The organism is Streptomyces oryzae, from assembly GCF_017676365.1.
GTDB classification, from domain to species: domain Bacteria; phylum Actinomycetota; class Actinomycetes; order Streptomycetales; family Streptomycetaceae; genus Streptomyces; species Streptomyces oryzae.
Genome location: NZ_JADKMA010000122.1, coordinates 1 through 22,243, shown reverse-complemented (window position 1 = coordinate 22,243; position 22,243 = coordinate 1). Strand labels below are relative to the sequence as shown.

The window sequence follows — 22,243 nt, the reverse complement described above, 5'->3', positions numbered from 1 at the left end:
GGCTCTCCAGGGCCTGCCGAGCGAGGGCCAGGGAGCCGCGTTTCAACAGGTCAACACCTTGTTCCCCGCTTGATGTCCTGTGATTCCCAAGCTCAGAGCGCGGGTTCGATTCCCGTCGCCCGCTCCACGACGAAGACCCAGGTCAGCGACCTGGGTCTTGTTTGTTGTCGGGGGCGGTTACGTATCCCGTGCCCGTTGCGTGCCCGATGGTGGCAAGGCTGCCTTGTTCCCGTCGGTGCGTGCCCGACGAGCCTGTACGTAGGCGTCGATGCCGTCGGCCACCTCGCGCTGCCGGTCGTCGTTCGAGTGCTGGTACCGCAGCGCCGCCTTCTCCGAGGACTGGCCAGCTCGGACCATCGTGTCCTTCAGGGTGGCGCCCGACCGCGTCGAGATCGTGTGGCCCGTGTGACGTAGATCGTAGAAGCGAAAGTTGGTCGGCAGACCCACCTTCCCTCGTGCCTTCCGCCACTTCCGCCCGAAGGAGGACCGCCGGAACGCGGCGCCCTTCTCCCCCACGAACAACAGCCCCTCGGGTTCCTTCTCGGCGAACAGCTCCAGGTGCAGCCGCAGCTCCGGCTCCAGGAAGGCAGGCAGAGCGATGAACCGCTTTCCGGCTGCCGACTTCGTGTCGCCGGGAGCGCGGCGACCGGTGCACAGCTCGGGCTCTGCCGTACGAATCCAGACGCCTACGCGGACGAGGTCCACGTCCGGCCGCCGCAGCGCCGCTTGTTCCTCCGGCCGGGCAGGACCGTACGCCTGGATGTAGACCATCAGCCGCCAGCGCGGGCCCAGGGCGTCGGCGAGGGCGTCCACCTGGTCCACCGTCGCCACGGGCCGCTCGTCCGCCGTCTCTTTGCCCGCTCCACGGATACGGCAGGGGTTGCGACGCAGCAACTCGTCATCCACGGCCGTCTCGAAGATGGACTTCAGCAGACGGTAGGACTTGGCGACGGTCGTCGGCCCCGTCTCCTTGAGCCGTTCGGTACGCCAGGTGCGGACGTGCGGAGGCGTGACACTGTCCAGGTCCACGTCTCCGAAGGTCGGCAGGATGTGCAGGCGCAGGAGGCGCCGGTACAGCTCGTCCGTAGTCGCCGAAAGACCACGCTCCGCCACCCACTGAAGCGCGTACTCCTCGAAGTTGACCGCGCCCGCGTCGGGGTCCCGCCATTCGCCGCGCCGCAGTTCGGTCTGCCTCTCGGCAAGCCAGTCGTCGGCATCCCGTCTGCTCCCGAAGGTCACCGGAGCCGGGCGGTCAACGCCGTCCGGGCCCAGGTATCGCGCCTGGAAGCGACCGGAGGGCAGCTTGCGAATGCGACCGAAGCTGCGCTTGTTCTTGGCCATTACGCGGCCCTCCCGTAGCGGGAGCGTGAGCGGTGGCGGGGCTGGACTGTGTGCGCCTCGATGTAGGCGGCCAGCGCGCTCTCCGGGATGCGGACGTGCCGGCCGACCTTGACGAAGGTGATGCGGCGCTCGGCGATGAGACGGCGCGGGAAGCGGGGTGTGGTGCCGAGGACTTCGGCGACCTGGTCGACGCTGAGGTACCGGTCCGTCATCGGGCGCTGTCTCCTTCCGGGGTGTGGGCGTTCGGGGTGTCGGCGAGGGAGGCGGATAGCCATTGCTCGGTGGGGGTGAGGCCGGTTCCGGCGTAGGTCCAGTGGGCGAGGACGAGCGTCGTCGTCTCGTCTGCGTCGTCCACAGGGTGTGGGTTGTCTCCGCGTGCGATGGCCGCTTGGAGGCGTTGCCACTCGGTACGGGCGTTGCGGAGGGCGCCGAGGGTGGTGGAGTAGCGGCGGGTTTTGGTGGAGAAGTGGCCGCGGAAGCCGAGCATGTGGGCCCAGGCGCGTAGGCGGAGGTGTTCGAGGTCCTTGCGGGCGCCGAGGGCCCAGGCGGTGCGGATGAGTCGTTCGGCGTGCGGGGGCAGGTTGAGGGTGGCCAGCTCGGCGACGAAGCGCAGGCGGCGGTCGAGGGTGCCCGTCGCTGTCTCGGCTCCCTTGGTGGCGTACTTGGCGATGTAGGCCGCAACGGCGCGGTCGGTGAGGGCTTGGCCGCCGTCGAGGTCGGGGCCGTGGATGGTGCGGATGTCGAGCTGGCGCCCGAATGTGAAGGTGTGGGTGCGGCCGTCGAGGACCGGGCCGGGCACGACCGCACGGGATGCGGCGGCGCGGATGGCGTCGCCCAGCAGCTCGGCAGAAGCCCAGTGCGGGGGCCGAGTCTCACCACCGGCCGGGCCGTCGAGGCGGATGACTGCGTGGAAGTGGACGGCGCCGCGCTTCTGGTACTCGGCGACTTTGGCGAAGGAGACGCGAGCGCGCTCCGGGAGCTCCCGTTGGGTGAGTCCGGCGCGGTGGGCGATCTCGCGGCGGAGGTGGATGGTGAAGCGGCGCCAGAGCATGCCCGCGTGGGCATTCCAGAGCACCGCGGATTCGTAGTCGTAGCGCTCCGGGTTGAGCGGTGTACCCAGTGCCGGGTCGTCGGCAGTGTGGCGACGGCCGCAGCGGCAGGGACGCGCGCCGGGCCGGTTGTGGACGGGGCCGAAGCTCGGCGCGGTGAAGGTGGCGAAGACGCGCGGGTGTGTGGTGACTTCTTCGGGGGTGCCTTTGCCGCCGCGTAGTCCGGCGGTGATGAGGTGGAAGGTGTCGCGGCGGTAGGTCTCGGCGCAGGCTGCGCAGCGGGTGGTGCGGCGGTTGCCGCAGCGGACAAGGAGGTCACCGGCCGGAAGGTCGTTGGAGTCGAGGCGGCGAAGGGTCGGGCCGATTTCGCCGGTGGTGGTGTCTACCTGGTGTTCGGTGCGGTGTCCGGCCAGGCGGATGGGGTTGGTGCAGCCGCCCAGGCCGGAGAGCTGGCGGAGGATACCGGGCAGGGAGCCGGTTGCGGCGAGCTTCCCCAGCTCTTGCAGCGGTGGCGGGGTGGGACGGGTGATGATGGCTGTACTCCTTCTCAGGCTTCTTGGGTTGGGAAGGGGCTGGGCTGCCGGGGCGGCGGATGCTTGGCGGCTTCAGTGCCGCCCCGGGAGCCGTTCAGCGGTTTCGGTGCTGCTGGGAATTGAGGAGCGAGCGCAGGACGACAGCGGCCACGGCCACGGAGATGGCCGACACGGCAACGGCGGTCACGAGTGCGGTCAGGACGACGCCGCTCACTAGGACCAGGCCGACAGCGCCAGTGCTGACCGAGGACAGCGACCGGCGCGGGGCCGAGGGAGTGTGCTGGCAGGAGCAGACCGGTTCATGCGCGTGTGTCGTGGTGGCCGGGAGGTTTGGGGCCGGGGGAAGTTCGGGGCGCAGCAGCATGGGTGACTCCTTCAGTCGTGGGTGCCGTTGACGGTCTCGACTCCGCTGCGGGTGCCGTTGTCGATGGCGGGGGCGAGGAAGGTGTCGGCGAGGTAGAAACCGAACAGGGCGATCACGACGACGAGCCAGACGCGGACGCCGAGGAACTTCACGGCGCCCCACACGAGCAGGCCCAGCACGACGACCAAGGGCAGCTCTACGTTCACGGGGTGGATCTCCTGTCTGTGGTCAGCGGACCGGGCAGCGGTGGGTGCGGGCAGCCAGCTCGGCAGCGGCGCGCGAGTCGTACTCGGCGGAGAAGCCGCAGCGCGGAGCGGTGCAGGCGGCGGTGTGCTTCTCACAGCCACGGCCGTCGTTGGCAGTCCCGACTTGTACGGGGCCGATGCGGGTCACGGAGCGAAAGCGGCGGTTGAACGGCATGACGGTCCTCCGGTTCGGTGTCAGGTGAGTTGGGCGGCGATCTGGTCGGCAAGAGGCGCGGGGACGCCGAGACGGGCGCGGAGGGTGGCGGTATCGATGGAGGCGCCGGTTCCTGCCTTGTACGCGTCGGCGATCTTGCGGGCGTGTTCGATCAGCGCGGGCGGTACCGGCGTTGTCGGCGCGGGCGGTTCGGCCGGGGGCGCTGGCTCGGCGGCGGGTGCTGGCGCTGGGTCATGTGCGGCGTCCGGCGCAGGCGTTTCATCGTTTGCGGCGTCCGGCGATGGTGTCGGGGCACCGTGTGCGAGGAGGGTTCCGCCGAGGAAGGCCAGCGCGGGCCACCCGGCGACGAGGATGCGCAGCCAGTCGGGAACGTCGCCCAGGTCGAGGAGCCCAGCCGTGGCGACGTTGGCGCCGAGGGAAGCGGCCAGGGCGACGAGGAACCAGCACCAGCCCGCCGCCCGATCGCGGCCCGAGCGCAAGCGGCGCCAGGCAGCGACCAACAGCAGGTCGACCGACACCGGATAGGCCCACGCCTTCCAGCCGTCTTGTCCGGCAGCTGAGGCCAGGTCATGCAGGTGCGCGAAGGACAGCGCGGCAGCAATGACCGCTTGGACAAGCACGGCATCCACGCGTCCGAGTTGGGCGCGCATGGGGGCACCTCCTTTCTGTTTTCGGCATGGGAGGGGTAGGGAGTTGGCGCGAGGCGGACGCGCCGGCCGAATCGGAGAGCGGAAGGTCAGGCGGTAGCGGGCCGGGGCTTGGTCAGCGAGGTCGGCCGGATGGCGGGAACGGCAGGCCGGAACGGCTTGAGTGCGGGCAGGTCCGGCACCAGGTGCGCCGTGCGCTCACAGCGGGCGGCAGCGTCGGCCAGGGACAGGTATGGGGTGCGGATGCGGGACCAGCCGCCGGAGGTGTCACCGACGACGGCCAGGCCGGGGCGTTCGGGTGCGATGGTGCAGGCGGCGCCGACCGCTTCGGGGGCGATGTCGCCGAGCGCCATCTTTGCGGAGGGTTCGTCGTTGACCCGGTGGCAGACGCGGCCGGAGAGCTGAGCCCGCAACATGGTGGCGCCCTTGCCCAGCTCGGCCCCGAAGCGCTGCCCGCACACCTCCAGATAGATCCCGGCAGCACGGCCGAGCTGCGCGAGCCGGATGAGCTGAGTGACCATTTCATCCCGCCGCTCCTCATCCTTCCGCGAGGCGACGAGGAACAGTTCGGCCACCTCGTCCACGAACAGCACGATCGGCACCGGGCGTTCGTCCTCGGGCAGTCCCCACACGTCCGAGGTGATCTCTTCATCCGGCGTGGACGGGGCGATGCCCTGCCGGGCGCGTATCAGGTCGTAGCGGTCCTCCATCTCCCGTACGAGCACGGGCAGCAGCTCGCCAGCCTGCCCCGGATCAGTCGCCAGCGCCGAGAGCCGAGGAGCGAACGGCGCCAGCTCAACACCCCGCTTGCAGTCGATACCAGCCAGCGCCACCGGCTGACCGGCGAGCCCAGCGATCAAGTGCCGCAGGTACATCGACTTACCTGACAGCGTGGCACCGAGCACCAGCTCATGCGGGATGGCGAGGAAGTCCCGTACGAACGCGGTCGCGTCCTCCCGCAACGCCAGCGGCACCCGCAGGAACCCGCCGCCTGCCTTACGCGGCATCCGGACACGCCGCAGGACGTCGAAGCCGACCAGCCGCAGCTCGACCACACCGGGCTTGACCGGCTCGACATAGACGCCATGCACGCCCCAGGCATGCCGCAGCCGCTCAGCAGACGCGGCCACGTCGGCAGGTTCCTGCCCCGGTGCCAGCCGCAGCCGGAGCCGCAGGCCCGTCGAGGTCGGCCGCAGCATCCCCCGCCGAGGAGGCACCGGCCGCACCTCACGACGAGTGGTCGCCCGCACGGCCAGCGCCCGCAGACGGGAAGGCTCCACCGTCAGCCCGCACGAATCCATGACCGACCCGTACGAGCCCACCAGCCGAAGGGCCGAGGCAGGCATACCGACCGTGGACCAGTACGCGGCCGGGTGCCGGGCCCGGAGGTAGGCGGCACCGGCCCCAAGCCCGGCAACCGGGCCGCCCACCTCCACCAGCGTCATCAACTCGGACACGGTCAGGCCCCCACGCCAGCCGGAACAGCGCCCGGGGCGACAGCGGCAGCGCGGTAGGCGATGCCGTGCCGCTGCTGCCCGTTGAATACCGACTCCCACGGCCGAGCCACCAGACCGGGCAGGGAGACCGGAGCACCCAGTGCCAGCCCCTCGGAGATACCGCTCTCCGGCACGGTCACGTGGATCAGCGAGGACTCACCCTCATCGATGTAGACGACGCCGACCTTCATCAGCGTTTCGCCGCTGGTGGCGTCCTTGGCCACCTCGCCCGTCTGACGGTCCCGCACCTTCGGCGCAGGTGCCTCAGTCAGCAGGATCGTGGCGGTAGAGGTCTCAACTCGAATGGTGCGCAAGGTCGTTCTCTCCTTCGTACGGACGCCGAGCATGAGAGCTAGTCGTCTAGACAAGTTCTCGCGTGACAGATCCCGGCGTGCTGTTGGGATGCGGACAACTGTGCCACAAGTCTTGGCTGCTCGTCTATACGAGTATGCCCCTGAGTGTGTACGAGTCTGGAGAGACAGCCCAGCGCCATGGTTGCCAGAGCTCCCAAGGAGCGTCAGTTTGCGGGGAGCTGGTAGGCCAGTACGTAGGCGTCGGCGGCCATGACGGTGTCGCAGACTTCGACCGCACGGCCCTCGGTGTCGTAGGCGGTCCGGATCAGGCTGATGACCGGTACGCCGGAGGACAGCCGAAGCGTCTTCACCTCGGCCGGGGAGGGCATCCGGGCGCGCACCTCTTCGTCGAAGTGGTCCAGGCGGTGCCCCAGCTCTTCCAGCCGGGCGTAGATGCCGCCGGGACCGGGGTTGGGTTCGGCGATCTGGGTACCGCGCGCCAGATCCAGCGGCAGGTACGAGACGGCGAACTCGACCGGCCGCCCGTCCAACAGGTAGCGCCGACGCCGGGCGAGGACCTTGCGGGCCGAGCCGAGCCGAGCGGAGATGTCCGGGACGGGCTTCTCTTCCCTCACCTCAAGACTGTCCACTTCGGGCTTGCTTCCTGCGGCTTCCGCCTCCACCGTGAACGCCGACTTCCCCTGATCACGATGACGCCGCGCGAATCGGTCGGAGGCGAGCCGCCGCACCGGGGGGCGCGGCCGGACGAAGACGCCCTTGCCGTGCTCGGAGGAGACCAGCCCTTCACTCTGGAGGATGGACAGCGCGTTGCGGACGGTCATCCGTGAGACGCCAAAGTGCTCGACCAGCTCCGACTCGGAGGGCAGCTTGGCGCCTTCCTTGAAGCGGCCCTTGTCGATGGCTTCCCGAATCTGGTCGGCGATCTGCCGGAAAACCGCTCGGTCGCTGGTGGGGTCCAGGGCCCCGAGAATGCCGGAGGAAAGAGCCGCCATGGTGTGTACTCCTTTGGATATCTAGACGAGATGCTGAGTACCGTTGCTACGGTGGAGAAGCCTAGCCATCTGAGGGGACCGAGGAACGTGAGTAGCGCAGAGCGCCCCCACTCCGTGAGCGTCGCAGGGGTCATCGTTGACGACGCGGGCCGAGCGCTGCTCATCCAGCGCCGCGACAACGGCCAGTGGGAGCCGCCGGGCGGTGTCCTGGAACCCGGGGAGACCATCCTCGATGCGCTCCAGCGCGAGGTTCTTGAGGAGACCGGGTTCAAGATCGCTCTTCCGGCGACGCTGACTGGCGTCTACAAGAACATGACGGGCTTGATCGTCTCGATGGTCTTCCGCTGCGAGGCGGTGGACGGCTCCGCGACGACGGGCGAGGAAACCTACGCGCTTCGCTGGGCCACCCGCGAAGAGGTCACCAAGCTCGCCGACGAGGCATACGCGGTCCGCGTCCTGGACGCGCTCGATGGGGCATCCCCGCCGGCCGTCCGAGCCCACGACGGCGTGCGACTCGTCTAGCACACACCCACTACCCATAGCGGCCACCAGCATGGAGGAACTTGTATGCACGAGTATATGAGTGACTGGCGGATCTGGGAACTCATCTGCCCAGGACTCCCCGAAGAGGTCGGCCGGGCCCGCCGCTGGACCCGTGACGTCCTGCGCGACAGCCCGCACGCCGAAGACGCTGCCCTGATCGTGAGCGAGCTGGGCTCCAACGCGCTGATGCACTCGGCGAGCGGCAGCCCCAACGGGAGCTTCCACATCTCCCTGCACCGCTCGCGCGGAACCGTCGTCCTGGCGGTCACGGACACAGGTGGAAGTACGACGAAGCCTCACGTCGAGACGCCGGGCGAGGACGACACCAACGGCCGCGGTCTCGGCCTCGTGACAGCACTGGCCAGCCGTGTACGGGTCAGCGGAGACGACTACGGCCGGACGGTCACCGTCGAGATGGCTGACGAGCCTGACGAACCAGCTCTGCCAGGCGGACGCATGGCACTGCCCGCACGGAGGCCGACACCATGACCGCCCAACCGCTTCCGCCGAACCGGGTCTACTACTGCGAGTGCTACGTCAACGAACGCCGACTCGGCACCTACGACGCCTACAGCCCCCGCGAAGCCCTGCGTTGGGTCCGCATCAGCCTCATGATGATCGCCGTCACGCTGGACGAAGAGCCCTACCGAGAAGCCCGAGCATGGCTCGACCACGGCCAACCAGCAGCAGCCCGTGAACTCGAACAGGGAAAGCGGCACACCCTCACCCTCAAGCAGCGCACCACAGCAGCCACTTGGACGGTAAGCCCGATAGCCTGCCCACCAGCTCACCAGGCGCGTGCGTAACAACTTTCTCTACGGCTTCAAGGCGGCCCGCTGACGCGGGCCGCCGCGCGCTGGCGGCCCGTGGCCGCCGCCCGCTCCTGTCTCCGCCCCGCTCGCGCCGACCCCAGACCGCTCAGCGCGCAACCCGACACAGCAATTTGCCAGTTGCAGAAGTGGCCGCTTCATCCGGTACGGCTCGGTCATCGGCTGACGCTTGCCAGCACGAGCACGACCAGGTGCACGAGGCCGATAAGGCCCGTGGCGCGGCGCCCGGTCTCGTCGCGGTCTGCGAGCCGGTCACGCCATCGCGGAGTGGTCGGCTGGGGCTGCGCGGAGGCGCCTGCGGGTCAAAGATCAGAGCCTGCAAGCGTGGCTGATGCCGGTGGGTGGCTGAGGAGGCCATGTGACGGTGCTCAGGCGCCTGTCCCGCCGTCGTGGCTGACTTTCCCCACCTGAGGCTGTTTGCAAAGCTGATGCCATGACACGTGATGAGGCAATAGTCCCGAAGATGGCTGAACTCTTCGACCCGGAGCCCGAAAGGTGGGGGTTGCGTGGTGACCCTCACGTCTGGCGGGCTCTTCGCGACCATCTGTCGAGGACGGACGTCCCGGCATCGGTCGACGAGGCAGTCAGCCTATTGCGGGTGGCGTTCAGTGAACTCGTGGGGATTGACCTTGTCACCAACGCGGAGTCATCGGTATACCGCGAGCAGTTCGCCCATGGTGGTATGTCCAGTGGAATGGTCTGTCTCGACACGTGGCGAGACAGATTGCTGCCCCTGCTCGCAGAGCGCGCGAGGGTGCTACTGGAGCCCTGACTACAGCAGCCACGCCTCGAAGAACGCATCGAGGGCGCGGGCGGGGCACAACGGGGAACACGGGCCAGCAGGCAGAAGGGCGGGTGGGGTTGCTGTACAGCAGCGCGGTACAGCAACCCCAGTAACCGCCGATGACGTTCAGCCCGCTCTCCGCACCCGGGAACGGCTCCCATGACTGTCTCTGACCGATCTCTGTAGAGCTTGTAAACAGGTGTTCTCCATGAGGAGAGCGCCCCCTCACAGCTCCCCATGCAACCGATGCGCCCCTCCCGCCCGAGCTGGCCATGTCTCAAGCTGACACCGGAGCGGAGCCGGACTCAGGGGGGTGGCACACGATGGGTACTCAGTCGAGGTGTGGCGCGATCACCGAGAAGGGCACTCGGTGCAGGAACTTGGCGATGGTCAATGCTTCTCGCTGCTACCGGCATCGTGGCGAGTGGTCGTCATACACGATCGAGAGGCGAAAGAAGCAGCCTCGCAAGCGCCGTAAGAAGTGAAGGAGGACGTGCCCGTGCCGTGCCCGTAGGGCCGGACAACCACGGAAACGAGGGGTTCCCCGCGAGCGTGCCCGGCGAGCTGAAGCTCACGAAATAGCAGGACAGCAGGGTGACAGCGCCCAAGTGCCCCGTGATTCCCAAGCTCAGAGCGCGGGTTCGATTCCCGTCGCCCGCTCAGAGATGAACCCCCAGGTCAGGGACCCAGGGGGTTCGATCATCGTCGAGCAGCGACGTGCACCGCTCAGGCCGCATACGGAGTGAAGGTTACCCGGGAGCCTTCCGCTGTCAGCGCCACGTTCAGCGAGCCGTCCAGGGCCTTGGCAAGGCGATGCAGCAGGGGAAGCGTCGGGACGGTGTCTCCTCCCTCGATGCGCGAGATCTGCGGTTGCGTCATCTCCGCCCGATCGGCCAGTTCGGTCTGAGACAGGCCGAGTTCGACGCGGCGGTCGTAGATGGCCTGCCCGAGGTCACCGGCGAGACGTGCGTCGATGTACTCCTGGTCGTACTCCACGGCTTCACCGAGAAGCTGCTTGGTACGACGCGTCTTCCACTGGTTGTGGTTCATCACGCCTCCCTGACTCGGTCGTAGGTGTGCTGGGCCGGACCATGCTCGGCCTCGCAGACTTTCTGCGCCTGACGGGCCCGCTCGATCTCGGAAGTCTCATGCATTCTGGTCTTGCGGAAGACGGTCAGCAGCACGATCCGACGGCCCGGGGCGAGCCAGTAGGGGATACGGACGGCATCCCCGTCAAGCCCCATCCGCAGCTCACGCAGCTTGCCACCCAGGTGCCGCGAATACGGCTCGCCGAGTGTCGTGGGCTCGACCAGCAGACGATCCGCCTTGTCCTCCACTCGGCGATAGAGGCGGAAGGGCAGCAAATCAAGCCAGTCCCGCACCTCGGGCTCAACCTCGATCACATACTGCCCATCCATGCACTCAACGATATATGCATCAGATTGCATACTGCAAGCTCACGCAAGGGATGGTGTCAGGTTCGCGGCCACTGACTGCGGCCAAGTACCGACTAAAGCAGCACGGGCTCACAGCATCCCCGGCGGCGCGCTCTGCGCCACCCCAGAGGGCGGCACCCAGTCCATCTGACACCGGTCAGCCGAAGCCGTACCTGCAACCGCGACCAGGGCACGTGCGAATGCGGAGCCCCAGCACCGTCGGCCACCGTGCCCGATGCGTGCCCGTCAGGGCAGCCATTCACGGTCAACAGCGGCTCTCCAGGGCCTGCCGAGCGAGGGCCAGGGAGCCGCGTTTCAACAGGTCAACACCTTGTTCCCCGCTTGATGTCCTGTGATTCCCAAGCTCAGAGCGCGGGTTCGATTCCCGTCGCCCGCTCCATGATGAAGACCCAGGTCAGGGACCTGGGTCTTGTTTGTTGTCGGGGCCGGCGACGACCTCGGGGCCGACGGTCGTCGTCGGGGTGCTGATGGCTCAGCGCGGCCCGCTCGGACTCTTTCTCAGCGCACCAGACCAATTGCGGTTCGGGGGGCCTTCCTCATGCCGGAACCGTCAACAAGGCAGGCCGAGAAGGCTGAAATGCCGGCAAGCCAGGCAGCAGGTTGGCTGAGTGCTCACGGGGTGCCGGGGGGGGGGAGGCAATGGTGCGGGCGGTGCCGACCGCTTCGGGGAAGGTCATCAAGTGCCGTCTTGGCCAAGGGTCCAGCGTTGGTCCGGCGGCAGAACCGCCCGGGCAGCTGCGTCCGCAGCATCGCCGCGCCGCTGCCGACTCAGCAACGAGACTGGAGCACCCAGCGGCAGATCCTCAGCGATGCCGCTCTCGGGCACGGTCACGTGGATCAGTGAGGACTCGCCCTCATCGCTGTAGAGGACGGCACCCTTCATCGGCGTCGAGCGGCTGGGGTTGTCGTTGACTACAGATGAGGGACGCGGGCTTCCTGTTGGGATGCAGAGCGCCGCGCTATCCGGCGCCAGGCCGCCAGAGGTCCCAAACGGGCCCGCTCAGCGCGCACCACAGCGCAGCAACTGGCGTGCCCTGCAATGGAGCTCCCTGGTTTCTGTGCCTTTACGGTCCGGGACGCGAGCATGTAGCACGACCAGGAGCACGACGCCGATCGAGCACTACACCGACGGGCACGGAACACCGGGGAGGCCCTGTGCCACGGCGCCTGATCTGGTCGCTGCCTGTGGGCCGGTCTCGCCATCGCAAAGTGGCCGACTGGGGCTTTCGCGGAGGCGTCTGCGGGGCAAAGGCCAAAAGCAGGAAGCGTGGCTGATGCCGGTGGGCGACCAGGGGGACCATGCGCGTACGCGGCCGTCTCTCTCGCCGTCGTGACTGGCTTTCCGTGGCTGAGGTACCAGCGCCGCTTGTTCAAGTGCTGCGCTAATTGCTCGTAGAGGTCCGACCTTCTGGAATCTCCAGGGCCTCCGTCAGCCATAAGGGCTGGAACCCATCGTCAACCAGCCATGCACGCTTTCTCGGGCTTCAGAGCTCGTCCCGGCCGAGTAAAGGCAAGGGTGCCCCAGGGTCCGCAGCTGGATGCTAGGTTGGCCGCCTGCTCGCAACCTGACCACTGCGAGCGCCCAACTCACGGGCTGTAATGGGGAGTTCATCACATGCGCCGACCGATACGACTTGCGGGGACGATCACAGTAGCGGCGGCAACGCTGCTTGTGAGCGGCTGCGGCGGGGGCACGCACCACAACAAGGCGGCAAGTAAATCAAGCAAGCCCGAAAAGAATGCCTCACCGAAGCCGCACCACGTGGAAATAGACGAACAAGAGAACATGAAAAGCTTCCTCCCTGGGGCATTCGTACCCGTGAAAGGAAAATCCACGGAAGCGGATAAAGCGCACTTCGACGAAGGGAAACTGAAGCGCGATTTCGAAGGCCCCGAGGAGGTGGTCAAGGACGCAGGGGCCACGAAGAAAGGCAAAGACGCGCTCTTCCTGGCCGTCGCCAAAAACGGCAACAAGGCCGTACTCGCAGGCAAGGCCGAGTGCTCCGGCACGTACCACATCGCCAAGGACGGCCGGACGACCTTCGACTTCACGTGTCCGGGCGGCGACAAGAAATACACAAAGGCCACCGGCACCGGTATCGAGGCCACGCGCCTTGCCGTCAAATGGCCCTCGGGCAAGAAGGACATCCTGGTCAAGGTCGCCGACGAGAACGGCAATAAGTGGCCGTGAGTGGTCTATGCGTTGGTTGTGACACCGCAACGTTCACGGGATCTCGCCCCCGGGTCACGAGTCGCGCGACGTCCCCGACCCTGGCGGATGCAATTCCACGTCGGGTAGGCCCCCTCATGAACGGAAGGCGACGAGCACGGCCGCAGCCGTCCAGTCCCTCTACAGCTACGCAACGGGAGGATTCTGACGTCCGCAGCTGACATCAACGGGGCCGGACGGGGCGCACAGCAGCGTCTCTGTCCGGGTGTCGCAGCAGTCGACGGCAACAGCCGGAGTGGACTCGGATCGAACCCCAAAAGCGGATGTCCCCCACCTGGCCCGGCTCGAACGGGCTGGTCCCTTCCCGGGACGACGCCGTATCTCGATTCGGCACACGACTGCCGCACCAGATGTGCACCAGAACGACCGGTGATCAGCGGTCGGCACCGGGGATCAAGGCGCCGCGCAGCGAGCGCGGGTTCGGTTCCCGTCGCCCGCTCCAACGCGAACCCCGGGTTGGGGACCTGGGGGTTGTTTGCTGGCTGGGCCTGTTGCGGTGTCCGGGGCCCCGGCGTGCCCCTGGCTCACTGTGGCTGGGCGTGGCCGTTGGTCCTCAGCGCCGTGGTTGGCCGGCGGCGGGGAAGGTGCGTTTCGTCGGAGTCAGTGGTTGCGGGGTGCGTACATGATGACGGCCATGCCGACGAGGCACACGAGTGCGCCGATCACGTCATAGCGGTCGGGTCGGTAGCCGTCGGCGACCATGCCCCAGGCGATCGAGCCGGCGACGAAGATGCCTCCGTACGCGGCGAGTACGCGCCCGAAGTTGTCATCGCTTTGGAAGGTGGCAACGACGCCGTACAGGCCCAGGGCGATGACGCCGCCGCCGATCCAGACCCAGCCCTTGTGCTCACGCAAGCCCTGCCAGACCAGCCAGGCACCCCCGATCTCGAACAGGGCAGCAGCGATGAACAGCGAGATGGAGCGAGCGACAAGCACAGAGGGAGTCTTTCTCGGGCAGGAGAAGGGGAGATGGGAGCGGCGGGTCAGTCCGCGGCAAACAGTCTTGTAAGCACCTCGTGGCCGTCGGCGGGGGCTCGGACTTCCAGGTGCAGTGCCTCCCCGTCGAGATGAAGGCGGAAGCCGAAGAAGGGGCAGCACTGCTGCTCGTCCGCGGCGAGGCCGGCGATGGCAGCTGCGCGGTCGGCGGGCAGCGTCAGCCGCAGCCCATCCGCCATCTCCGTCCGGTCGGCGCCGGAGAGGACCCTCCGCCATTGATCGGCCCGTTCGGCCATGCCGTCCCCGGTGAGCGAGCAGGCGACCGGCGCGGTCCGCCGGCGTTCTCGCTCGTCCTCGGCGGCTTGCGGGCTGGGCGAGAGCGCGACCTGCACCGGCCGGGGCGGGCCTGGTTCGGACGTGGTGAGGAAGCCGCACTGCGGGTCGCACTTCTCAGCGCGATCGGGCAGGGCGTCCAAATGATCCAAGGCAGTGTGCAGGGAGGCAGTGAAGGTTGCCAGCTCAGCGGCGCGCTGTTGCGCGGCGGCCAGGCGGGCTGCGATCCGCGGCCGAAGGCCGGCCTTGACGTCCCGGCAGGCTCCGGTCTCCCACACTGCCAACAGCTCGCCGATCTCCTCCAGCGGCAGTCCGAGGTGTTTGGCCGCGCTGATGAACCTGAGGCGTTCGATTGCTTCCTCGCCGTACATCCGGTAGCCCGCCGGGGTGCGGTCAGCTGCCAGGAGCCCGGCCTTCTCGTAGAAGCGCAGTGTGGTGGCAGGAACGCCGGAGCGCTCGGTGAGCTGGGAAATCTTCATGACGCCTATGGGGTCGACGGTAAACGTTCGACTCGACTCCAAGGTCAAGGCCCCGCTGCGACGGAGGACAGGCGTAGCGTTTTCACCTCGGTCGGGGTGGACATCCGGGGGGCCTCGGCCGCTGGATGACGGCCGAGTCGGTCCGGCTGGCCCGTGCGCACCATCCGGAACTCGGTGGGCTCTTGACGGACACCGCCGACAGCAACACGTACCTGAGACGGATCGACGACAGTCTCGGCTACGTACCCACACATACGACGCACCAGCGCCGGCTCGTCCTTCAGCCGCGAACTGCACCGGGATGCCCGAGCGGATCAATGAGCTGCCGGAGGTGTGGGACGGGCCACCGCCCGTGGGGGAGGCCGTTGTCACGGCAGGTGCGCTCTGGGCGTCACCAGTTCAGCGGGTGACGCTCGGCGCATCCCTGTGGGGGTCGGACATGTCCAGCAGCAGCATCGCATCGTGGTCAGGACTGCCCGGCGTCGCCTGATAAGTGACCAGACGCTGGCCGTCGGTGCGCGAGATCGTCATCACCTCGTAGGAGAGCGTCATCTCACCCACGTCCGGGTGCTGGTAGTGCTTGACGCCACCGCCGCGGGCCTCCACTTCGTACCGCTCCCAGGCCCGTGCGAACTCCGGGCTCTTCAGCAGCAGTTCCCCCACCAGCGCGGCGAGCTCCGGCTGGTCGGGATCGGCTCCGGCCGCGGCACGGAGGTTGGCCACGCTCCATCCGATGATCTGCTCCCAGTTCTGGAACAGGGTGCGGCTCAGCGGGTGCAGGAACAGATAGCGGGTGATGTTGCGCTGCTTCGCGGGCCACTCCTCGATTCCCGGCATCAGCCGCATCCCCGGCTGGTTGGCGGCCAGGATGTCATTGGTACGGCTGACGACATAGGCGGGGCTGGGGTGCAGCGTCTCCAGCAGTTGCACGACGGACGGCCGCACGCTGCGCTCGACGGGGTGCGGCGACGAGTCCCCCCGAGCGGCGAGCGCGGCCAGGTCACGCAGCCGCTGAAGCGCATCGCCGCGCAGCCGGAGGGCACGGCCGAGGGCCTCGACGACCGGCGGGCTGGGCCGTGTCTCGCGTCCCCGCTCCAGCCGCGTGTAGTAGTCGATGCTCACTCCGGCGAGCGCCGCCAGTTCCTCCCGGCGCAGTCCCGGTGTCCGCCGCGTGCCCGTACCGGCCGGCAGTCCGGCGTCCTCGGGCCCGATCAGCGCCCGCCGCGCCCGCAGATACCGACCCAGCTCCGTCCCCTCAGTCGGCATGCCCTCGCCACCCTTCCCGCACTCGCCGGCCTGCTCGGCTTCCGGAGCCCAGTCTGCCAAGCGAGCAGCCGGCACGGCACATGAGAGGGGCCCTGTCACACCCTGGTTGGCGCTCCCCGGATCGGTGCGGTCTGCCGTGGCTTCGCCGGATCGTCGAGGATCGCGGCATGGCAACCACCGTTCGTGACCGTGCAACTCGGGCAACTCGGGCAACTGAGGTCTCTCCCCCGGCGCCGGGGCGCTTGAACCGGGCCGGCGGGCAGGGCCCGGGTGCCGCGCTCGGCGCCGCAGTGCTGGGTATGGTCCTGATCATCCTGGATGTGTCCGCTGTGAACATCGCGCTGCCCTCGATGGCGGAGGGCCTGCACGGCGGAATGGCCGGATTGCAGTGGGTGGTGGACAGCTACACGCTGTTCTTCGCGGCGCTGATGCTCTCGGCCGGAGCGCTGTCCGACCGGATCGGGGCGCGGCGCGCCTACGGGTGGGGGATCGTCGCCTTCACCGCGGCCTCGCTCGGCTGCGGCCTCGCGCCCGCCATGGGGCCGCTCATCGCCACACGGGTACTGCAGGGCGCGGCGGCGGCCGTGATGATGCCGACCTCGCTGGCGCTGATCCGGCAGGCACACACGGACCAGGCCCGGCGTGCCCGCGCCGTCGCCGTATGGGCCTCGGCCGGGGCCATCGCCATGGCGGCGGGCCCTGTGCTGGGCGGACTGCTGACCACGACCGTCGGCTGGCGGTACGTCTTCTTCCTCAACGTGCCGGTCGGCGTACTGGCCGTCGTACTGCTGGCGCGGGTGGCACCCTCACCGCGCCGTACCGCCGCTTTCGATCTGCCGGGCCAGCTCACCGCCGTCGTGGCGCTGACCGCGCTGACATTCGCCGTGATCGAGGGCGGCCACACGGGATACGGCAGCCCGCTGGTGCTCGGCGCCACGGGGCTGGCCCTGGCCGCCGGTGCCGCGTTCGCCGCCGTCGAGCGCCGGCAGCAGGACCCGATGGTGCCGCTGGGGCTGCTGCGGCGGAGTACGGTCTCGGTGCCCCTCCTGGTGGGCTTCGCGATCAACGTCGCCTTCTACGGGGCCATATTCGTCCTGGGCCTCTTCTTCCAGCAGGTCCGTGGCCAGTCGGCGCTCTCGGCCGGGCTGATGTTCGTGCCGATGGCGCTCTCGACGGCCGTACTCAACCTCGTCTCGCCCCGGCTGACGGCGCGTATCGGGGAGCGGACCGTCCTCGTAGTCGGCCAGCTCGTCCTCGGTGCGGGCCTGTTGTCGCTGACGGCCGTGGACGCGGGCGGCTCCGCGGCGCTGGTGACGCTGCTGCTGATCCCGGTCGGGGTGGCCAGCGCACTGGTCGTCCCGGCACTCACCTCGCTGCTGCTCGACAGCGTCGAGAGGGAGCGCGCGGGAACGGCCGCCGCGATGCTCAACACCAGCCGTCAGACGGGCGGCGCGCTCGGCGTCGCCCTGTTCGGCACCTTCATCGCGGGCCGGGCGGATGCGTTTGTGCCCGGCATGCGGCTGAGCATGGCGGTGGCCGCCGGAGTGCTGACGGCCACCGCGCTTGCGGCCTGGACGCTGCTGCGCGTCCCCGAGGGCGGTAAGCCGGCCTGCGTATGAGTGCGCAGTGCTCGAGCTGACCGGGTCGGGGTGCGCTAGTGGTCGTGGGCGGTGGGCCGGTCGGCGAAGATGCCTTGGAGCATGCCGGTGGCCTGGCCGACTTCGATGAGGTAGCCGTCGGGGTCGCGCAGATAGCAGCGCAGTTCGGCCTTGCGGTCGAGGGGCTCGGTGAGGAATTCCGCGCCTTTGGCGACGGCGTCGGCGTGGAAGGCGGCGATGTCGGCGACGCGGACATTCAGGAAGCTGGACACCGTGTCGCCGTCCTCCGGCGGTACGAGTGTCACGCCGGGCTTGTCAGGGGTTGGCCCGCCGCCGGGGTTCATGATGATCCAGCTGTTGGCCACCTTCACGATTGCCGGGTTCTCTTCCAGTACGACCTCGCCGCCGAAGATGTCGGCGTAGAAGCGCCGTGATGTCGCGACATCGCGGACGGTCAGGAAGTGGGTGAGGACGAGTCCCTGATCTGGTGCAGGCAGATTGCCGTGAGTCGCCACCACTGTGGCCCTTTCTGTGGGGGGAGGAGGAATGGACAGAGTACGCCTGGTGAGTTGGGAATTCTCTGCGGACAGAATGGCCCGGTCAGGCCCGGTCAGGATGCTGGGGTCAGGTGGGGGACTGGCCCCAGGGGTATCATCCAGGACGCCGGCTCGTCGCCGGCACGACCCGGCTCCTGTTCTCCGTCCTTCTTCTTCAGAAAGGTGAGGAGTTGGGTGGTGGCGGCAATGAGGGCGCCGAGGCCGCCGAAGAAAGTACCCAGGGCTTCAAGGAAATCGAGGAACATCGCGCTCGCCTCCCCGCGCACGGGCCGGGCGCGCTTTCTACGGTCACAGCGACAGGAAAATGATCCCTGGTGCGGAGAAGATGAAGGATCCGGCCCTTCCAGCAGCTTCTCGCGGCTTACGGTTCACGCGGACACGCCCGTGGTCCTTGGCGGTCCAGCTGTTCATGAAGGTGGGCACGGCTTCCCTCCTCCCTTTCTCCGTAGAAGATGTGAGCGCGTATCACTTTAGCGGCGTTCCGCCGTCCCGTGAAGGATCCGATTCGGCCCGGGCAGCGGATTTCGGCCAGAGTGCGGGTGCTGAGGGCTCGCTGCGGGGCGCCTGCGCGGCAGGCCGTCGGCGAAGATCGGGTGGTGGCCGGCTGTGTCAGCCCGGCGGCGGGTGTGGGGGTTTGTGCGCGGGGCGAGGGGTGGTCACGGAGCCGCCTGCCCCGGCGAGGACGTTTTTGGCCTGGGTGTCGACGAGCCTGGTGAAGATTTGCTGGGCGTAACCGAAAATGATGGCCCAGGAGATGATTTGGGCGGAGGAGTCCAGCGCGGTCAGACCGGGGACGAATCCGCCGCGCATCAGCAGGAGGCCGAGTACCGCGGTCAGCGCGCCCATGGGGAGTTTCAGCAGGGCGAGAGCGACAGGCACGTTGTACGGTTCCGCGGTTCCGCCGATGCGCCTGATCGTGACGGCTGCTGCGATTCCGGCGGCCACCAGTCCCACGAATTCGATCGCCAGGTAGTCGGCAGGCGCTGTTGTCGCGGCCAGGCTCGCGTCGACGTGCTTCGCCTTGGCGTCGGGAGACGATCTCGTCGGGCAGACGACCTGGTATTCCTTCGCTCCTGAGACCCGGTTGGGCGAGAAGCACAGCGGGACGGTGTCGTCGAAGAACCAGCCCAGAATGGCCACCATCGCCACTCCGAAGGCCAGCCCGCCGGCGATCCAGCGCACGATGGTGACGAAACTGCGGACGCGCAGGGTCTTCTGGATGCGGACCTGACGGGCCACGCTCACCGCGTCCAGCAGCGACTCGCGCTCGGATTCCGTGATTTTCGTGGGAGACCGGGCGATTCTTTCGACGGCGCTGCGCCGGGGGTCGTCGGCAGGCAGCGCCTCGCGCACCGAGGCCAGCACTCCCGGCATCATCGCCACGATTTCTTTGGGGTCCGAAAGGCGCAGCAGGAGATTGTGGGCGGTGTCGACGTGAATCTGCCCCACCGCGATATGGGAGGCGGACCTCTTTCTCCGGTGCGCGTGGGTGAGCACGCTGCGGGCGCTGCTCAGCTCGTCCTTGGCCTTGTCGAGCAGGTCGTTGCGGTCCTTGCCGTGCGTACGCCACCGGTCCTCCAGGAGGGCCTGGAGCTCGTTCGTACGGGCGAGAAGAACCTGGCGGAGTTCCCATGGGCCGTGTTCCCCGACCGGGACCGTCTCGTCGTTTTCGGTGGCGGATTCCTCTTTCGGCCCAGGGGTGTCAGCGTTCTCTTCCGGTCCGGAATGTGGGTCGCTGCTCATGCAGCTGATTCTTACGACTATTCCGGTAGACCAGCGTTTGGCGCCGACTCCTTCAGGCGAAAGAGGGACCTCGCTTGCGCCTTGCGGCCGGGGGCTCCTGCGTACGGGGCCGTTACGACGCCGAAGCCGACGCGGACGCGGGCTCCCGCTCCGGCTGGCAGTGCGGGCACCAGTACGTGGTGCGCCCTGCGACGCGGGCCGAGCTCAGCCGCGTACCGCAGCGGGGGCAGGGCGCGCGGCCGGGATCGTCGCGGTGGCCGGTCAGCCAGTCGTCCCGGGGCGGGACGCACCCGGCGCCCACGGAGGTACGCAGCACGCTGCGCATCGTCCGGTAGAGCGAGGCCCGCTCGTCCTCGGTGAGGGAGCCGGTGGCGCGGGAGGGGTGCAGCCGGGACTGCCACAGGATCTCGTCGGCCAGCAGATTGCCCAGTCCGGCGCATACCGACTGGTCGGTCAGTGCGGCCTTGAGGCGTCCGCGGCGGCCGGTGAGGGCCGCGTCGAAGTCGGCGCGCGCGATGCTCTGCGCGTCAGGGCCCTGATCGTCCAGGAGCCGGGCCGCCTCGGGGTCGTCGGCGAGCCAGAGGCCCTTGAGTTTGCGCTGGTCACGGTAGCGGAGCTGGCGATCGCCGCGGAGCGTGAACAGTACGCGGTCGTGCCGGTGCGGCTCCTCGTCGGCGGCCGCGCAGACCAGGCGGCCGGTCATGCCGAAGTGCAGCAGAAGGGTGGGGCCGCCGGTGTGTGCGAGGAGCCACTTGCCGTGCCGTTCCGGCTCGGTGAACTTCCGGCCCTCCAGTTCGCTGCGGAGCCGGCGCGCGCTGACGCCGTGCAGCACGCCCGCGTCACGGACCTCGACCCGCTGGATGGTCCGGCCCTGAGCGCAGTCGGCCAGGACCCGCCGGAAGCCCTCGACATCGGGAAGCTCAGGCATGGTCGCCCACCTCCGCATCCAGCGTACGAACGGCCGGCGCCGGCCGCATGCCGGGCGATGTCACATCGCGCAGCCCCCGGTCCGTCCGTCAGACAGCGACAGAGTTCAAGGGAAAGCTGGAGGCTCCCATGGCGCACGGTCACCCCGCTCACGCCCCTCACCTCCCCCACCTCCCTCACCTCACCGTCGTCGGCGGCGGCTTCGGAGGGCTGACCGCCGCGCTGGCCGCAGCCGAGGCAGGGGCCGAGGTCACGCTGTACGAGGCACACGGCGCGCTCGGCGGGCGGGCGCGCACCGCCGAGGGTCCTTACCGGACGAACGAGGGCCCGCACGCGCTCTACAACGGCGGACCGCACTGGCGCTGGCTCAAGCGGCGCGGGCTGCTGCCGCCGATGGCCCGGATACCGGTCGCGGAAGGGCTCCGGGCGCGCTACCACCAGGGCGGCGCCTTGCGCCGCACCCCGCCGCCCGGGCTGCTGCGGCTGCGGCGCAGGCGCGACGCGCCCGTCGGGGCGCCCTATCTGGAGTGGGCCACCGCGCAGTTGGGGGAGGACACGGCGCGGGCGGCGGCGAACTTCGCGGCCGTCGCCACCTTCCACCACGCGCCGGGCGAGCTGTCGGCTGCGTTCACGCACGAGCGGATGCGGCGGGCCTCGAAGCTGCCGCCCGAGGCGCACTATCCGCGCGGCGGCTGGTCCGCTCTGGTGGAGCGGATGGCCGGGCGCGTACGGGAGTTGGGCGTACGTGTGGAGCTGGGGGCGCGGCTGGACGCCGACGCGCTCGCCGAGGCGGCCCGGCGCGGCCCCGTCGTGGTCGCCACCTCGCTGGCGGCGGCCCGTGCGCTGCTGGACGACCCCGCGCTGAGCTGGCCCAGTGGGCGGACGGCGCTGCTGGACCTGGCGCTGGAAGCCCGTTCGGGGGACGCCTTCGTGGTCTCCGATCTGGACGCCCCGGGGTGGATCGAGCGGTTCACCGCGACCGACGCCTCGCTGGCACCGGCCGGGCAGTCGCTGCTGCAGGCCCAGTTCCCGCTGGCCCCCGGCGAGCCGCGGTCGGCCGCGCTCGCCCGCGCGGAACGCCTGCTCGACCTGGGCTTTCCGGGCTGGCGGAGCCGCGTCGTACACCGTACGGAGGCGACGGCGGACGCGCGGACCGGCGCGGTGGACGTCCCCGGCACCAGCTGGCGCGACCGCCCCGCCATCGACCGCGGAGCGGGCCGCTATCTCGTCGGCGACCAGGTGGCGGCTCCGGGCGTACTGAGCGAGGTGGCGTTCGCCAGCGCGCTGGAGGCGGTACGGCTGGCGCTGGGGGAGCGGGGCGGCGGCACCGGTACGGGCTCGCCCGGCGGCTCGCTCCCCCGCTCACGCGCGCGGTGACGGGCGGGGGCGGGGGCTCAGGCGGGC

General features: G+C 69.0%; 27 protein-coding genes. 7 read left to right on the top strand and 20 right to left on the bottom strand.

The features are described 5' to 3' along the window. Positions 1-177: 177 nt before the first annotated feature. From ITI46_RS22150 to ITI46_RS22105, 10 genes are all read right to left on the bottom strand, one after another. A complete protein-coding gene (locus ITI46_RS22150; RefSeq protein ID WP_209241454.1) occupies positions 178-1,341 on the bottom strand; it encodes a tyrosine-type recombinase/integrase in 1,164 nt (387 codons plus the stop codon). Then, positions 1,341-1,553, bottom strand: coding sequence for an excisionase family DNA-binding protein (locus tag ITI46_RS22145; RefSeq protein WP_209241453.1), 213 nt, complete (start codon positions 1,551-1,553; stop codon positions 1,341-1,343). The genes ITI46_RS22150 and ITI46_RS22145 overlap by 1 nt, the downstream gene beginning before the upstream one ends. After that, complete coding sequence (locus ITI46_RS22140) at positions 1,550-2,896, bottom strand: replication initiator (protein ID WP_209241456.1); 1,347 nt, start codon at positions 2,894-2,896, stop codon at positions 1,550-1,552. The genes ITI46_RS22145 and ITI46_RS22140 overlap by 4 nt, the downstream gene beginning before the upstream one ends. A gap of 121 nt (positions 2,897-3,017) precedes the next feature. After that, positions 3,018-3,287 carry a SpdD protein gene (locus ITI46_RS22135; protein ID WP_209241452.1) on the bottom strand — a complete coding sequence of 90 codons (270 nt, stop codon included), beginning with the start codon at positions 3,285-3,287 and terminating at the stop codon, positions 3,018-3,020. Between the two features lie 11 nt (positions 3,288-3,298). Beyond that, on the bottom strand, positions 3,299-3,493 hold the full coding sequence (locus ITI46_RS22130; protein ID WP_209241451.1) for a hypothetical protein: 195 nt from the start codon (positions 3,491-3,493) through the stop codon (positions 3,299-3,301). 22 nt (positions 3,494-3,515) lie between these two features. Continuing rightward, the gene (locus ITI46_RS22125; RefSeq protein ID WP_209241450.1) at positions 3,516-3,707 is read right to left on the bottom strand and encodes a mobile element transfer protein; all 192 of its coding nucleotides are present in this window, start codon (positions 3,705-3,707) and stop codon (positions 3,516-3,518) included. Positions 3,708-3,727: 20 nt separating this feature from the next. After that, positions 3,728-4,357, bottom strand: coding sequence for a DUF2637 domain-containing protein (locus ITI46_RS22120; protein WP_209241449.1), 630 nt, complete (start codon positions 4,355-4,357; stop codon positions 3,728-3,730). 86 nt (positions 4,358-4,443) lie between these two features. After that, positions 4,444-5,811 (bottom strand): FtsK/SpoIIIE domain-containing protein, encoded by a 1,368-nt coding sequence (locus tag ITI46_RS22115; protein ID WP_209241448.1) that lies wholly within the window; start codon positions 5,809-5,811, stop codon positions 4,444-4,446. A gap of 2 nt (positions 5,812-5,813) precedes the next feature. Continuing rightward, complete coding sequence (locus ITI46_RS22110; protein ID WP_209241447.1) at positions 5,814-6,164, bottom strand: SCO3933 family regulatory protein; 351 nt, start codon at positions 6,162-6,164, stop codon at positions 5,814-5,816. Between the two features lie 203 nt (positions 6,165-6,367). Further along, entirely contained in the window at positions 6,368-7,156 is a 789-nt protein-coding gene (locus tag ITI46_RS22105; RefSeq protein WP_209241446.1) for a GntR family transcriptional regulator, read from the bottom strand. Positions 7,157-7,270: 114 nt separating this feature from the next. Between ITI46_RS22105 and ITI46_RS22100 the strand changes: the two genes are divergently transcribed. From ITI46_RS22100 to ITI46_RS22085, 4 genes are all read left to right on the top strand, one after another. Further along, a complete protein-coding gene (locus ITI46_RS22100; RefSeq protein WP_209241455.1) occupies positions 7,271-7,678 on the top strand; it encodes an NUDIX hydrolase in 408 nt (135 codons plus the stop codon). Positions 7,679-7,723: 45 nt separating this feature from the next. Continuing rightward, entirely contained in the window at positions 7,724-8,188 is a 465-nt protein-coding gene (locus ITI46_RS22095) for an ATP-binding protein (protein ID WP_209241445.1), read from the top strand. After that, positions 8,185-8,505, top strand: a complete 321-nt coding sequence (locus ITI46_RS22090) for a hypothetical protein (protein ID WP_209241444.1) — start codon at positions 8,185-8,187, stop codon at positions 8,503-8,505. Before ITI46_RS22095 ends, ITI46_RS22090 begins: the two co-directional genes overlap by 4 nt. A 457-nt stretch (positions 8,506-8,962) precedes the next feature. After that, positions 8,963-9,301: a hypothetical protein gene (locus ITI46_RS22085; protein ID WP_209241443.1), complete on the top strand. Its 339-nt coding sequence runs from the start codon at positions 8,963-8,965 to the stop codon at positions 9,299-9,301. A gap of 738 nt (positions 9,302-10,039) precedes the next feature. Here ITI46_RS22085 and ITI46_RS22080 read toward each other — a convergent pair. Both ITI46_RS22080 and ITI46_RS22075 read right to left on the bottom strand, forming a co-directional pair. Further along, complete coding sequence (locus tag ITI46_RS22080; protein WP_209241442.1) at positions 10,040-10,363, bottom strand: helix-turn-helix domain-containing protein; 324 nt, start codon at positions 10,361-10,363, stop codon at positions 10,040-10,042. Further along, positions 10,363-10,731 (bottom strand): type II toxin-antitoxin system RelE/ParE family toxin, encoded by a 369-nt coding sequence (locus tag ITI46_RS22075; protein ID WP_209241441.1) that lies wholly within the window; start codon positions 10,729-10,731, stop codon positions 10,363-10,365. The genes ITI46_RS22080 and ITI46_RS22075 overlap by 1 nt, the downstream gene beginning before the upstream one ends. Before the next feature lie 1,654 nt (positions 10,732-12,385). Here ITI46_RS22075 and ITI46_RS22070 point away from each other — a divergent pair. Continuing rightward, positions 12,386-12,961, top strand: a complete 576-nt coding sequence (locus ITI46_RS22070; protein ID WP_209241440.1) for a hypothetical protein — start codon at positions 12,386-12,388, stop codon at positions 12,959-12,961. Positions 12,962-13,600: 639 nt separating this feature from the next. Here the strand turns inward: ITI46_RS22070 and ITI46_RS22065 are convergent. The 3 genes from ITI46_RS22065 to ITI46_RS22055 all read right to left on the bottom strand — a co-directional run bounded on the left by ITI46_RS22065 (position 13,601) and on the right by ITI46_RS22055 (position 16,014). Continuing rightward, a complete protein-coding gene (locus ITI46_RS22065; RefSeq protein ID WP_209241439.1) occupies positions 13,601-13,936 on the bottom strand; it encodes a YnfA family protein in 336 nt (111 codons plus the stop codon). A gap of 47 nt (positions 13,937-13,983) precedes the next feature. Further along, positions 13,984-14,748, bottom strand: a complete 765-nt coding sequence (locus ITI46_RS22060; protein WP_209241438.1) for a MerR family transcriptional regulator — start codon at positions 14,746-14,748, stop codon at positions 13,984-13,986. Positions 14,749-15,147: 399 nt separating this feature from the next. Beyond that, on the bottom strand, positions 15,148-16,014 hold the full coding sequence (locus ITI46_RS22055) for a helix-turn-helix transcriptional regulator (RefSeq protein WP_209241437.1): 867 nt from the start codon (positions 16,012-16,014) through the stop codon (positions 15,148-15,150). 299 nt (positions 16,015-16,313) lie between these two features. Between ITI46_RS22055 and ITI46_RS22050 the strand changes: the two genes are divergently transcribed. Continuing rightward, positions 16,314-17,633, top strand: coding sequence for an MFS transporter (locus ITI46_RS22050; protein ID WP_247746389.1), 1,320 nt, complete (start codon positions 16,314-16,316; stop codon positions 17,631-17,633). Between the two features lie 35 nt (positions 17,634-17,668). Here ITI46_RS22050 and ITI46_RS22045 read toward each other — a convergent pair whose 3' ends face one another. The 5 genes from ITI46_RS22045 to ITI46_RS22030 all read right to left on the bottom strand — a co-directional run bounded on the left by ITI46_RS22045 (position 17,669) and on the right by ITI46_RS22030 (position 20,840). Continuing rightward, the gene (locus ITI46_RS22045; RefSeq protein WP_209241435.1) at positions 17,669-18,127 is read right to left on the bottom strand and encodes a VOC family protein; all 459 of its coding nucleotides are present in this window, start codon (positions 18,125-18,127) and stop codon (positions 17,669-17,671) included. 95 nt (positions 18,128-18,222) lie between these two features. Further along, on the bottom strand, positions 18,223-18,414 hold the full coding sequence (locus ITI46_RS22040; protein WP_209241434.1) for a hypothetical protein: 192 nt from the start codon (positions 18,412-18,414) through the stop codon (positions 18,223-18,225). 43 nt (positions 18,415-18,457) lie between these two features. After that, positions 18,458-18,592 (bottom strand): hypothetical protein, encoded by a 135-nt coding sequence (locus tag ITI46_RS35550; protein ID WP_280634809.1) that lies wholly within the window; start codon positions 18,590-18,592, stop codon positions 18,458-18,460. 186 nt (positions 18,593-18,778) lie between these two features. Then, entirely contained in the window at positions 18,779-19,912 is a 1,134-nt protein-coding gene (locus tag ITI46_RS22035) for a hypothetical protein (RefSeq protein ID WP_209241433.1), read from the bottom strand. 112 nt (positions 19,913-20,024) lie between these two features. After that, on the bottom strand, positions 20,025-20,840 hold the full coding sequence (locus tag ITI46_RS22030; RefSeq protein WP_209241432.1) for an Fpg/Nei family DNA glycosylase: 816 nt from the start codon (positions 20,838-20,840) through the stop codon (positions 20,025-20,027). A 128-nt stretch (positions 20,841-20,968) separates the two neighbouring features. On the opposite strand from ITI46_RS22030, the gene ITI46_RS22025 reads away from it, so the two are divergent. Then, positions 20,969-22,216 (top strand): NAD(P)-binding protein, encoded by a 1,248-nt coding sequence (locus tag ITI46_RS22025; protein ID WP_209241431.1) that lies wholly within the window; start codon positions 20,969-20,971, stop codon positions 22,214-22,216. Positions 22,217-22,243 lie beyond the last annotated feature (27 nt).

What these genes read in the sequence shown, in the direction of transcription:
- ITI46_RS22120 (WP_209241449.1), bottom strand. Translation starts at nt 4,357, where the DNA reads ATGCGCGCCCAACTCGGACGCGTGGATGCCGTGCTTGTCCAAGCGGTC.
- ITI46_RS22070 (WP_209241440.1), top strand. Translation starts at nt 12,386, where the DNA reads ATGCGCCGACCGATACGACTTGCGGGGACGATCACAGTAGCGGCGGCA.
- ITI46_RS22040 (WP_209241434.1), bottom strand. Translation starts at nt 18,414, where the DNA reads ATGTTCCTCGATTTCCTTGAAGCCCTGGGTACTTTCTTCGGCGGCCTC.
- ITI46_RS22085 (WP_209241443.1), top strand. Translation starts at nt 8,963, where the DNA reads ATGACACGTGATGAGGCAATAGTCCCGAAGATGGCTGAACTCTTCGAC.
- ITI46_RS22030 (WP_209241432.1), bottom strand. Translation starts at nt 20,840, where the DNA reads ATGCCTGAGCTTCCCGATGTCGAGGGCTTCCGGCGGGTCCTGGCCGAC.
- ITI46_RS22035 (WP_209241433.1), bottom strand. Translation starts at nt 19,912, where the DNA reads ATGAGCAGCGACCCACATTCCGGACCGGAAGAGAACGCTGACACCCCT.
- ITI46_RS22125 (WP_209241450.1), bottom strand. Translation starts at nt 3,707, where the DNA reads ATGCCGTTCAACCGCCGCTTTCGCTCCGTGACCCGCATCGGCCCCGTA.
- ITI46_RS22150 (WP_209241454.1), bottom strand. Translation starts at nt 1,341, where the DNA reads ATGGCCAAGAACAAGCGCAGCTTCGGTCGCATTCGCAAGCTGCCCTCC.
- ITI46_RS22105 (WP_209241446.1), bottom strand. Translation starts at nt 7,156, where the DNA reads ATGGCGGCTCTTTCCTCCGGCATTCTCGGGGCCCTGGACCCCACCAGC.
- ITI46_RS22080 (WP_209241442.1), bottom strand. Translation starts at nt 10,363, where the DNA reads ATGAACCACAACCAGTGGAAGACGCGTCGTACCAAGCAGCTTCTCGGT.
- ITI46_RS22025 (WP_209241431.1), top strand. Translation starts at nt 20,969, where the DNA reads ATGGCGCACGGTCACCCCGCTCACGCCCCTCACCTCCCCCACCTCCCT.
- ITI46_RS22050 (WP_247746389.1), top strand. Translation starts at nt 16,314, where the DNA reads ATGGTCCTGATCATCCTGGATGTGTCCGCTGTGAACATCGCGCTGCCC.
- ITI46_RS22135 (WP_209241452.1), bottom strand. Translation starts at nt 3,287, where the DNA reads ATGCTGCTGCGCCCCGAACTTCCCCCGGCCCCAAACCTCCCGGCCACC.
- ITI46_RS22145 (WP_209241453.1), bottom strand. Translation starts at nt 1,553, where the DNA reads ATGACGGACCGGTACCTCAGCGTCGACCAGGTCGCCGAAGTCCTCGGC.
- ITI46_RS22060 (WP_209241438.1), bottom strand. Translation starts at nt 14,748, where the DNA reads ATGAAGATTTCCCAGCTCACCGAGCGCTCCGGCGTTCCTGCCACCACA.
- ITI46_RS22090 (WP_209241444.1), top strand. Translation starts at nt 8,185, where the DNA reads ATGACCGCCCAACCGCTTCCGCCGAACCGGGTCTACTACTGCGAGTGC.
- ITI46_RS22095 (WP_209241445.1), top strand. Translation starts at nt 7,724, where the DNA reads ATGCACGAGTATATGAGTGACTGGCGGATCTGGGAACTCATCTGCCCA.
- ITI46_RS22055 (WP_209241437.1), bottom strand. Translation starts at nt 16,014, where the DNA reads ATGCCGACTGAGGGGACGGAGCTGGGTCGGTATCTGCGGGCGCGGCGG.
- ITI46_RS22075 (WP_209241441.1), bottom strand. Translation starts at nt 10,731, where the DNA reads ATGGATGGGCAGTATGTGATCGAGGTTGAGCCCGAGGTGCGGGACTGG.